General features: G+C 71.7%; 7 protein-coding genes and 1 pseudogene. 4 read left to right on the top strand and 4 right to left on the bottom strand.

Annotated features, from left to right (window positions below; all coding sequences use genetic code 11):
* Positions 1 to 134: 134 nt before the first annotated feature.
* On the bottom strand, positions 135 to 560 hold the full coding sequence (locus IEJ02_RS17315) for a QcrA and Rieske domain-containing protein (RefSeq protein WP_191065707.1): 426 nt from the start codon (positions 558 to 560) through the stop codon (positions 135 to 137).
* A 189-nt stretch (positions 561 to 749) separates the two neighbouring features.
* On the opposite strand from IEJ02_RS17315, the gene IEJ02_RS17310 reads away from it, so the two are divergent.
* Both IEJ02_RS17310 and IEJ02_RS17305 read left to right on the top strand, forming a co-directional pair.
* Positions 750 to 1,808: a LacI family DNA-binding transcriptional regulator gene (locus IEJ02_RS17310; protein ID WP_191065706.1), complete on the top strand. Its 1,059-nt coding sequence runs from the start codon at positions 750 to 752 to the stop codon at positions 1,806 to 1,808.
* Positions 1,805 to 2,755 (top strand): carbohydrate kinase family protein, encoded by a 951-nt coding sequence (locus IEJ02_RS17305; RefSeq protein ID WP_191065705.1) that lies wholly within the window; start codon positions 1,805 to 1,807, stop codon positions 2,753 to 2,755. Before IEJ02_RS17310 ends, IEJ02_RS17305 begins: the two co-directional genes overlap by 4 nt.
* 71 nt (positions 2,756 to 2,826) lie before the next feature.
* On the opposite strand, the gene uvrA is transcribed toward IEJ02_RS17305, so the two are convergent.
* On the bottom strand, positions 2,827 to 5,844 hold the full coding sequence (gene uvrA, locus IEJ02_RS17300) for an excinuclease ABC subunit UvrA (protein ID WP_191065704.1): 3,018 nt from the start codon (positions 5,842 to 5,844) through the stop codon (positions 2,827 to 2,829).
* A 491-nt stretch (positions 5,845 to 6,335) separates the two neighbouring features.
* On the opposite strand from uvrA, the gene IEJ02_RS17295 reads away from it, so the two are divergent.
* Together IEJ02_RS17295 and IEJ02_RS17290 are read left to right on the top strand one after the other, a co-directional pair.
* Positions 6,336 to 6,992, top strand: coding sequence for an MBL fold metallo-hydrolase (locus tag IEJ02_RS17295; RefSeq protein WP_137977474.1), 657 nt, complete (start codon positions 6,336 to 6,338; stop codon positions 6,990 to 6,992).
* A gap of 121 nt (positions 6,993 to 7,113) precedes the next feature.
* Complete coding sequence (locus IEJ02_RS17290; protein WP_191065703.1) at positions 7,114 to 8,424, top strand: MFS transporter; 1,311 nt, start codon at positions 7,114 to 7,116, stop codon at positions 8,422 to 8,424.
* Between the two features lie 88 nt (positions 8,425 to 8,512).
* Here IEJ02_RS17290 and IEJ02_RS17285 read toward each other — a convergent pair whose 3' ends face one another.
* Positions 8,513 to 9,517, bottom strand: a complete 1,005-nt coding sequence (locus IEJ02_RS17285) for a TerC family protein (RefSeq protein WP_191065702.1) — start codon at positions 9,515 to 9,517, stop codon at positions 8,513 to 8,515.
* Between the two features lie 241 nt (positions 9,518 to 9,758).
* A pseudogene (locus IEJ02_RS17280) lies at positions 9,759 to 11,041 on the bottom strand (TerD family protein); the annotation flags it as partial.

The raw sequence follows: 11,041 nt of genomic DNA, 5'->3' as shown, positions 1-11,041 counted from the left end.
GGATTCCGCGGCACGCCCGGGCGCGCGCCGGGCGGGCGCCGGGCGGCCGGGCGGCGTCGCCCGCGTCGTCCGCGTCGCCCGCGTCGTCCGCGTCGTCCGCGTCGTCCGCGTCGTCCGCCCAGGATGTCGCCCGCTCAGGCGTCGGGGCCCGCGACGAGCCGTCCGCCCTTCGCGGTGACCGGGACCGACGGCAGCGGCTTCTCCGCGGGCCCCTGGACGACCTTGCCGGTGCGGGCGTCGAACTGGCTGCCGTGGCAGGGACAGTTGATCTTGCCGTCCTCGACGGTGTCGACGACACATCCGGCGTGCGTGCACACCGCGCTGAACGCCGTGAACTCCCCCTTGGCCGGCTGGGCGACCACCACCCGCTGCTCGCGGTAGATCTTGGCGCCGCCGACCGGCACGACACCGGCCGAGCCGAGCTCGACGGGGGCGGTGGGCGTCGGGGACGCCTTCTTGCCCGACCCGTCCGGGGAGCAGGCCGCCGCCCCGAGTCCGGCGGCTCCGGCCAGCGCGGCGCAGCACAGGACGGTTCGTCGGGAGGCGGGCTGGCTGGACATCTGCGGCTCCTGGGGTGTGGCGGCCCTCCGACCATACCGGTACAGATCCTTCCGTTCGCCGCCGCCCCCGGGGAGGGAGTAAACGCTTGCGCAAACGTTTACGTCCGGCGCCCGATGCGATACGTTACGTGCCCCCGTCTCCCCTCGGACCGGCTCTCCCGACGACCCCGACGTTAAGGACCGCAGCGGATGGCAACCATGGTCGATGTCGCCCGTCGCGCCGGGGTGTCCGTGGCCACCGTCTCGCATGTGCTCAACGAGACCCGGCCGGTCCGCCCCGGCACCCGTAAGGCCGTGCTGGACGCCATCGACGACCTCGGCTACATCCCCAATACGCTGGCGCGCTCCCTGGTGACCGCGCGCACCCGCTCGATCGGCCTGGCCGTCTCGGCGATCAGCAATCCGTACTTCACCGAGATCCTCCAGGGCGTCGAATCCAGCGCCCTGGAGCGGGGCTACGGTCTGCTGATCGCCGATCCACATGACGACCCCGCGCATGAGCTCACCGTCGTCCGGCTGCTCCATGAGCGGCGGGTGGACGGCGTGATCGTCGCCCCGTCGGCCGAGCCCGCCGGGCTGCTGGAGTATCTGGCCCGCCGTGAGATCCCCGCCGTCTTCCTCGACCGGCTGGTCGGTGACGCCCATGACCAGGTGTGCGCCGAGAACGCCCGCCCCGTCGAACAGCTGGTCGGCCACCTCGCCGATCTCGGCCACACCCGCGTCGGACTGGTCGCGGGGCTGCCTGGCCTGAGCACCACCATCGAGCGGATCGCGGGCTACCGGGCCGGTCTTGAGCGGCACGGGCTGCCGTTCCGCCCCGGGCTGCTGGCCGAGGGCCACTCCGAGGCGCGGGGCGCGGAGGACGCCGTTCACCGGCTGCTGGACTCCCCCGAGCCGCCCACCGCGATCATCACCGCGAACAACGCGATGACCATCGGTGCGCTGCGCGCCCTGCGGACGGCGGGGCTGAGCGTGCCGGACGATCTCGCGCTGGTCTGCTTCGACGACTTCTCCTGGGCGGATGTCTTCTCCCCCGGGCTCACCGCGATCTCCCAGCCCAGCCGGGAGATCGGCGCCACCGCCGTCCGGCTGCTGCTCGAGCGGCTGGAGAACCCGGGGCGGCCGCCGCGCACCGTCCGGCTGCCCTGCGCCTTCGTCCACCGCACCTCGTGCGGCTGTGTGGCCGATGCCCTCGACCGACCGCTCCCCGGAACCCCCGGAATCGCCGGAAAGGACCCCGTCTCGTGATCGTCGTCGCCGGAGAAGCCCTGATCGACCTCGTGCCCGAGCGCACGTCGAGCGCCGCGGCGGGTGACCGGCTGCCCGCGCTGCGGCCGGCGCGCGGCGGAGGCCCGTACAACACCGCGCTGTCGCTGGGGCGGCTCGGCTCGCCCACCGCGTTCTGCTCGCGGGTCTCCACGGACGGCTTCGGGGAGGCGCTGCTGGAGGGGTTGCGGAAGGACGGCGTGGACACCGCGCTGGTGCAGCGCGGCGGGGAGCCCACAACCCTGGCCGTCGCCTCCATCGGGGCCGATGGCTCGGCCGGGTACGGCTTCTATGTGCAGGGCACCGCGGACCGGCTCTTCACCCTGCCGCCGTCCCTCCCGGAGGGGGTGAGCGCGCTGTCGCTGGGCACCTGCTCGCTGGTGCTGGAGCCGGGCGCGAGCGCGTACGAGGAGCTGCTGCGGCGCGAGGCCGCGCGCGGGGTCTTCACCACGCTGGACCCCAATATCCGCACCGGTCTGATCCCCGACGCCGATGCCTACCGGGCCCGCTTCCACGGCTGGCTGCCCCATATCGGCCTGCTGAAGCTGTCCATAGAGGACGCCAGGTGGCTGGCCGATTCGGAGGACGCGGGGGATGTCGAGAGGGCCGTGGGCGCGTGGCTGGCGGCGGGCCCGGCGGCCGTGGTGCTCACCCACGGCGGGGAGGGGCTGAGCGTACGGCGGCAGGACGGCTCGGTGATCTCGGTGCCGGGCGAGCGGGTGGACATCGTGGACACCATCGGGGCGGGCGACACCGTGAACGCCGCGCTGCTGCACCGGCTGGCGGAGCACCAGGCGCTGTCGTCGCCCGCGCTGGCCAAGCTGGACGAGGCGGCCTGGCGGGATGTGCTGGGCTTCGCCGCCCGCGCCGCCGCGATCACCTGCTCCCGCGCGGGCGCGGAGCCGCCCTACGCTTCCGAGCTGGCCTGAGCCCGCCGCTACGCCTGCGCTCGCGCCGCGCCCGGTCGGTCCGGGCGCGGCGCGGGCACAGGAGCTCGGGGCTACTTCGCGGCCGCCCGCTTGGAGGCGACCGTGGTCTTGGCCGCCGCCTTCTTGGCCACGGTCTTCTTCGCCGCGGTCTTCTTGGCCGCCGTGGACTTGGCGGCGGCCTTCTTGGCGGGCGCCTTCTTGGTGGTCGCGCCGCCCTTGCGCGCGGCGGGCACCGTCGCGTCGCTCACCCGGTCGCCCAGCATGTCCCGCAGGAACTTCCCGGTGTGGCTGACCGGGATCGAGGCCACGTCCTCCGGGGTGCCCTCGGCGATCACCAGACCGCCGCCGCTGCCGCCCTCGGGGCCCATGTCCACGACCCAGTCGGCCGTCTTGATCACATCGAGGTTGTGCTCGATGACGATCACCGTGTTGCCCTTGTCGACCAGGCCGGAGAGCACGCTGATCAGCTTGCTGATGTCCTCGAAGTGCAGACCGGTGGTCGGCTCGTCCAGCACATACACCGTGCGGCCGGTCGACCGCTTCTGGAGCTCGCTCGCCAGCTTGACGCGCTGGGCCTCACCGCCGGAGAGGGTCGGCGCGGGCTGCCCGAGCCGGACATAGCCCAGCCCGACCTCGTTGAGGGTGCGCAGATGGCGGGCGATGGTGGGCACCGCCTCGAAGAAGTCCAGGGCCTCCTCGATGGGCATGTCCAGCACCTCGGCGATGGACTTGCCCTTGTAGTGCACCTCCAGGGTCTCCCGGTTGTAGCGCGCGCCGTGGCAGACCTCGCACGGCACATACACATCCGGCAGGAAGTTCATCTCGATCTTGATGGTGCCGTCACCGGAGCAGTTCTCGCAGCGGCCGCCCTTGACGTTGAAGGAGAACCGCCCGGGCTGGTACCCGCGGACCTTGGCCTCCATCGTCTCCGCGAACAGCTTGCGCACATGGTCGAAGACGCCGGTGTACGTGGCCGGGTTGGAGCGCGGGGTGCGGCCGATGGGCGACTGGTCGACATGCACCACCTTGTCGACGAGATCGTCACCGGCGACCCGGGTGTGCCGCCCGGGAACCGCCCGCGCGCCGTTCAGCTCGCGGGCCAGATGGGTGTAGAGGATGTCGTTGACCAGCGTGGACTTACCCGATCCCGAAACACCGGTGACGGCGGTGAGCACCCCGAGCGGGAAGGACACGTCGATGTCCTGGAGGTTGTTCTCCCGGGCGCCGTGGACCGTGAGGCGCCGCTTGGGGTCCACGGGCCGGCGCGTCGGCGGCAGCGGGATGGCCTTCTTGCCGGACAGATAGTGCCCGGTCACCGACTCCTGGTTGACCAGCAGCTCGCTCAGCGGCCCGCTGTGCACCACCTTGCCGCCGTGCTCGCCCGCGCCCGGGCCGATGTCCACCACCCAGTCCGAGGTCTTGATGGTGTCCTCGTCGTGCTCCACGACGATCAGGGTGTTACCGAGGTCGCGCAGCCGCACCAGCGTCTCGATCAGCCGGTGGTTGTCGCGCTGGTGCAGGCCGATGGACGGCTCGTCCAGCACATAGAGCACACCGACCAGACCGGAGCCGATCTGGGTGGCCAGCCGGATGCGCTGGGCCTCGCCGCCGGAGAGGGTGCCCGCGGCGCGGTTGAGCGAGAGGTAGTCCAGGCCGACGTCGACGAGGAACCGCAGCCGCTCGTTGACCTCCTTGAGGACCCGCTCGGCGATGGTCTTCTCGCGCGCGCTCAGCTCCATGCCGCGCAGGAACTCGGCGCATTCGCTGATCGACATCGCCGAGACGTCCGCGATGGACTTGTCCTGCACGGTGACGGCCAGCACGATCGGCTTCAGGCGGGTGCCCTCACAGGTGGGGCAGGGCACCTCGCGCATATAGCCCTCGAACCGCTCCCTGCTGGCGTCGCTCTCCGCCTCCGAGTGGCGCCGCTTCACATAGGGCAGCGCGCCCTCGAAGGCCGTGGTGTACGCCCGCTGGCGGCCGTAGCGATTGCGGTAGCGGACCTCGATCTGGGTCCGGTGGCCATTGAGCAGCGCCTTCTTGGCACGCTGCGGAAGCCCGGCCCAGGGGACGTCCGTACGGAAGCCGAGCGCGTCGGCGAGCGCGCCGACCAGGCGGCCGAAGTAGTCCTTGGTGTGGCCGTGGGACCAGGGGTGGATGGCGCCCTCGTCCAGCGACTTCTCCTCGTCCGGGACGATCAGCTCCGGGTCGACCTCCATCCGGGTGCCGATGCCGGTGCACTCCGGGCAGGCGCCGAAGGGCGAGTTGAAGGAGAAGGTGCGCGGCTCCAGCTCCTCGAAGGACAGGTCGTCGTACGGGCAGTAGAGGTGCTCGGAGAACATCCGCTCCCGCTGCGGGTCGTCCTCCTCCAGGTCCACGAAGTCGAGGATCACCATGCCGCCGGAGAGGCCGAGCGCGGTCTCCACCGAGTCCGTCAGCCGGCGCTTGGCGCTGTCCTTGACGGTGAGGCGGTCCACGACCACCTCGATGGTGTGCTTCTCCTGCTTCTTCAGCTTCGGCGGGTCGGACAGCTGGATGGTGGCGCCGTCCACCCGGGCGCGGCTGTAGCCCTTGGTCTGGAGATCGGAGAAGAGGTCGACGAACTCCCCCTTGCGCTCGCGCACCAGCGGGGAGAGCACCTGGAAGCGGCTGCCCTCGGGGAGCTCCAGCACCCGGTCCACGATCGCCTGCGGCGACTGGCGGGCGATCGGACGGCCGCACTCGGGGCAGTGCGGCTTGCCGATACGGGCGAACAGCAGCCGGAGGTAGTCATAGACCTCGGTGATGGTGCCGACCGTCGAGCGCGGGTTCCGCGAGGTCGACTTCTGGTCGATCGACACCGCGGGGGACAGGCCCTCGATGAAGTCCACATCGGGCTTGTCCATCTGCCCCAGGAACTGGCGGGCGTAGGAGGAGAGCGACTCGACGTACCGGCGCTGCCCCTCGGCGAAGATCGTGTCGAACGCGAGGGACGACTTGCCCGACCCGGACAGCCCGGTGAAGACGATGAGCGAGTCGCGAGGAAGGTCGAGTGAGACGTTCTTGAGGTTGTGCTCGCGAGCGCCACGAACGATGAGACGGTCGGCCACGCCGGTCGGCACCTTTCTTGAGAGAGTCGGGGTGCGCCGAGCCCGCTCGCGGGGCGGCCCTGCCGGTCGGAGCAGAGGCGGAGCGGAGCGAAGCCCCCAACCCAGGGTATGGGGGCACGACGACGATGTCTTAAGGATGCAGCACACCGAGCCTATAGCACGCACATTCGATTTGCGGGACGCGGGAGCCGACTTCACCCGATCGTGTGGTGCGCCCTCCGGCCGGCTGAACCCGCGGCCATGTGCCGGCCCACCCCGCGGAGCGCCCGCCGTACGAGGTGGCCCCGCGGGGCATCAGCTCGCCGTGCTCCTTGATACAAGGTTCGCCTTGTTACAAGGTGCGCCGGGCACCCGGATATTCCCCCGCCGCGCCCGGTCACCGGGCCCGGCGACGCGGACGTCCGGCACACCGGACGCCCCACTCATGGGCGGCGCCGGTCTCTTCTGCCCCGACGGCCCCCCGCCCGCCCCGCCCGCACTAGGCTGAGGCCATGACCTACAGCGGAGTGGTGACGGTCGGCGGACCGGCCGACGTGCATGAACTGCCCGATCTCATGATCTCGAAGGTCGCGGTGGGCCCCATGGCCAACAACGCCTATCTGCTGCGCTGCCGGGCCACCGACGAACAGCTGCTGATCGACGCCGCCGCGGAGCCGCACACCCTGCTCTCCCTCATCGGCGAGAGCGGGATCGCGTCCGTGGTCACCACCCACCGCCACCCCGACCACTGGGGCGCGCTGCGCGAGGTGATGGAGGCCACCGGCGCCCGTACCTACGCGGGCCGCTACGACGCGGAGGGCATCCCGGCGCGCACCGATGTCCTGGTCGAGGACGGCGACACGCTGCGGGTCGGGCGGGTCGAGCTGACCGCCCGCCATCTGGTCGGCCACACCCCGGGCAGCATCGCCCTGATCTACGACGATCCGCACGGCCATCCGCACGTGTTCACCGGCGACTGCCTCTTCCCGGGCGGGGTCGGTAACACCCGTAAGGATCCCAAGGCGTTCGAGAGCCTGATCAACGACGTGGAGACCAAGCTCTTCGACCAGCTCTCCGACGAGACCTGGGTCTACCCCGGCCACGGCGACGACACCACCCTCGGCGCCGAGCGCCCGCACCTCGCGGAGTGGCGCGAGCGCGGCTGGTAGCGCCGCTCGCACGGCCCCGGAGCGCCGCGCGCCTCCGTACGCCCCGTGACCCCCGGCGGGCCGGGGCGGTTGTCGCGTCATGCAGCACGACCGCTCTCCGCAGCATGACGGCCCTCCGTCCATGGCCCGCCTCGCCGCCGCGTCCATGGCGGGCACCGCGATCGAGTTCTACGACTTCTTCGTCTACGGCACGGCCGCGGCGCTCGTCCTCGGCCCGCTGTTCTTCCCCACCTTCTCGCCGCTGGCCGGCACCCTCGCCGCCTTCGGCACCTTCGCCGTCGGCTTCGTCTCCCGGCCGCTGGGCTCGATGCTCTTCGGGCCCCTCGGCGACCGCCACGGGCGCCGTCCGGTGCTCATCGCCTCCCTGCTGCTCACCGGTCTCGCGACCGTCGCCGTGGGCTTCGTCCCGGACTACGACTCGATCGGCATCGCCGCCCCCGTCCTGCTGCTCGTGCTGCGCTTCCTGCAAGGGCTGGGGCTCGGCGGTGAATGGGGCGGCGCGGTGCTGCTGACCGCCGAGCACGCGCCCGCGCGGCGGCGCGGGCTGTGGTCGGGCTTTCCGCAGGTGGGCCCGTCCATCGGCTTTCTGCTGGCCAACGGCACGATGCTGGCCCTGTCGGCCACGCTCAGCGACGGCGAGTTCCGGTCCTGGGGGTGGCGGGTGCCGTTCTGGGGCGCGGGGCTGCTGGTGGGCGCCGGGCTGCTACTGCGGGCCCAGGTGACCGAGACCCCGCGGTTCCGGGAGCTGGCCGAGCGCGGCGAACAAGCCGCCGCGCCGCTTGCCGAGGTGGTGCGCGGCCACTGGCGGCTGGTCCTGCTGACCGCGGGCGGGCTTGCGGTGGGCTATGCGGTCTTCTACGCGGTCACGACCTGGTCCCTGGCGTACGGCACGGAGCGGCTCGGGGTGGCCCGCACCACCCTGCTGGGCTGCGTCATGGCGGCCGTGGCGGTCCTGGGCGCCCTGACGCCCCTGGCGGCCCATCTCGGCGATCGCTTCGGGCGGCGGCCGATGTGTCTGGTGGGCTGCGTGGCCACCGTGGTGTGGATGTTTCCGCTGGTGGCGCTGTTGCGCACCGGTGAGCCTCCGCTGATGTTCCTCGGCTTCCTGGGCGCGCTGCTCGCCTTCATCACCATGTTCGCCGTGACCGCGGCCTATCTGCCCGAGCTGTTCGAGGCGCGGGTGCGCTGTACGGGGGCGGCGCTCGGCTACAACCTCGCGGGCGTCCTGGGCGGGGCGCTCACGCCGATCGTGGCGACGGCGGTGTCCCACGGCGACGGCCCGCCCTGGGGCGTCGCCGCGTATCTGACCGCCGTGGCGCTGCTGAGCCTGGGCTGCTTCGCCCTGCTGCCGGAGACACGGCCGACGGCCGACCGTCCGGATGGTGGACGGTCGGCCGTACGGCCTCTGGAGGCCGGGGAGGCGGCTGTGTGAGCCCGTCTCCCGGATCCGGGACGGGACAGCTGTCGGACGCCGTCGGGCGCTCTCGGGCGCCGTCAGGGCGGTGACGCCGCGGACGCCGTCAGACGTCGACGCTGTCCTTGTCCCGGGTCCGGTCCTCCCCGCTCCCCGCCTCCGCCAGGGCCTGTTTCCTCGAGGCGTACAGACTGGTGGCCGTGGTGACGGCGAGCACCGCGCAGATGACGCCGAGCGAGACCGGGATGCTGATCTCCGGGACGTGCACCCCGGACTCGTGCAGCGCGTGCAGCACCAGCTTGACGCCGATGAAACCGAGGATGATCGACAGCCCGTACGAGAGGTGGACCAGCTTCTTGAGCAGGCCGCCGATGAGGAAGTACAGCTGGCGCAGGCCCATCAGCGCGAAGGCGTTGGCGGTGAAGACGATGTACGGGTCCTGGGTGAGGCCGAAGATCGCGGGTATCGAGTCCAGCGCGAAGAGGACGTCCGTGGTGCCGATCGCCAGCATGACGATCAGCATCGGGGTCATCAGCCGCTTGCCGTTCTCCACGATGAACAGCTTGGTGCCGTGGTACTGGTCGGTGGACGGGAACCGCTTCTCGACCGCCTTGAGCAGCCGGTTCTCCTCGAACTCCTCTTCCTCCTCATCGGCCCGCGCCTCCTGGATGAGCTTCCAGGCCGTCCAGATGAGGAAGGCGCCGAAGATGTAGAAGACCCAGGCGAAGGTCGAGACGATCGCGGCGCCCGCGGCGATGAAGACCGCGCGCAGCACCAGGGCGATCAGCACACCCACCATCAGCACGCGCTGCTGGTAGATCGTCGGCACGGCGAACTTCGCCATGATCAGGACGAAGACGAAGAGGTTGTCGACGCTCAGCGACTTCTCGGTGATGAAGCCCGCGAAGAACTCGCCGGAGGGCTGGCCGCCCGCGAAGACCAGCAGCCCGAGCCCGAAGAGCCCGGCGAGGGCGACCCAGACGGCGGTCCAGATCCCGGCCTCCTTGAGGGAGACCTCATGCGGTTTGCGGCCGCCTATGAAGAAGTCGACGGCGATCAGGGCGCAGAGGCCGATGATCGTCAGCCCCCACATGGTCACGGAAACGTCCACGGTTCCTCCGGCATTCGTACGGCAGTCTCAGCGTCGTCGCTGCCGGAGGTCTCTTCCGCCCATGGACCGCGCCGTGGACCGGTGTCCCGGGATTCCGTCCGGCCTCCTGGTGCCGGACGGAATCCGTGGTGACGGGAACACCGCTAAGGAGTACTCCCCTCCGCGTAAAAGAGAGTACAGGAATCCCCATGAGAGAGTAAAGAAAAAGGCAAAAGCCCTGGTCGGAGCGGGACAATCAGGGTCAGCCGCCGTATGACTGGCGGGCCCGCGCGGCCCTCAGAGCCTGCGCGGCCCTCCCCACCTCCCCCAGCACCTGGCCCAGCACCCGGCTGCCCGGCGGCACCATCGACGGCTCGTACGTCCACGCATGGCCCACCCAGGGGTCGGCGAGGTGGTCGTCGGCCACCGGCGTGAGCCGCAGCAGCGACCGCCACAGCGGGTCCAGCACCGGACCGTAGGCCCGCGCGTCCTCGCGGTCGGCGACCATCATCAGATGCACGCCCACCGAGGGCCCCTCGTCCGCCAGATAGCGCAGCTGGGTGACGGCCCGGTCGTCGAAGCCGTGCGGGAAGTCATGGACGATCAGCAGCTGCTCGGCGGTGTCCATATCCGGCGGCAGCGCGTCCGTGGCCCGGCTGCGGATCGCCATCTGCACCAGGTCGACCCGCTGGGTCAGCGCGGCGAGCACCGCCGAGACCCCCTGGGCCCCGGCCGCCGGCGGCTCGGCCAGCACACCGGACCCCACCAGCGGCGCGAACGAGCCCGCGGCCGAACCCGCCGGGTCGATCACATGCACCGCGAACTCCCCCGCCGGATAGACCGCCAGCATCCGCGCCACGATCGCCACCGCCGCGTCCGCCGCCAGCCTGCGCAGCTCACCCGAGTCGGCCGGCCCGTCGAACGAGCCCGAACGCCCGGCGTCGATCCACAGCCCGCGCTCCAGCGGCAGCCGCACCAGCATGGGGATGCGCAGATCGGCGCACTCCGGGAGGCTCAGATCGCCCAGGCGCAAGGCCATCGGGACCTCCATGGGCACCTGGTACGCCTGCCATACGGGGCTGTCCCAGCGGGCGTAGGCGGGCGGCAGCGCGGGCTCCACCACCTCGGCCTCGGCGATGAGCTGCGCCAGATCGCGATCGAGGGCGGCCCGGGCCTGCTCGACGAGGTCGGTGTGCTTGGCGCGTGCCTCGGCGCGGGCGGAGTCGGCGGCCGGGCCCACCCGGGTGCGCGGGTCGGAGAGCACCCGGTCCAGCTCCTGCTCCATGCGGGACTCGGCGAAGTCGACGGCACTGCGGTAGGCCGCGGTCGTCCGGGCCAGGTCCTCGAACATGCCCCAGACCTGGTTGTAGAGCCGCTCGTCCATGGACCAGCCGGAGGCGTCGCCCGCGACCGGCTGGGCGGGCTGCCCGGGGGCGGCGGGCGGCGCCGTGGGCGGGGGCGTGGGCGGCGCGGCCGTACGGCGGCCCGGGTGCTGGTAGTCGATGGGCCCTCCGGCGGCGGGCGCGCCCTGCGGCTGCCGCGGCG

It is taken from the genome of Streptomyces sp. 5-10 (genome assembly GCF_014712245.1).
Taxonomy (GTDB): Bacteria; Actinomycetota; Actinomycetes; order Streptomycetales; family Streptomycetaceae; genus Streptomyces; species Streptomyces violaceusniger.
The sequence above is the reverse complement of the archived record's forward strand: the minus strand, read 5'-3'. Positions and strand labels throughout refer to the sequence as shown.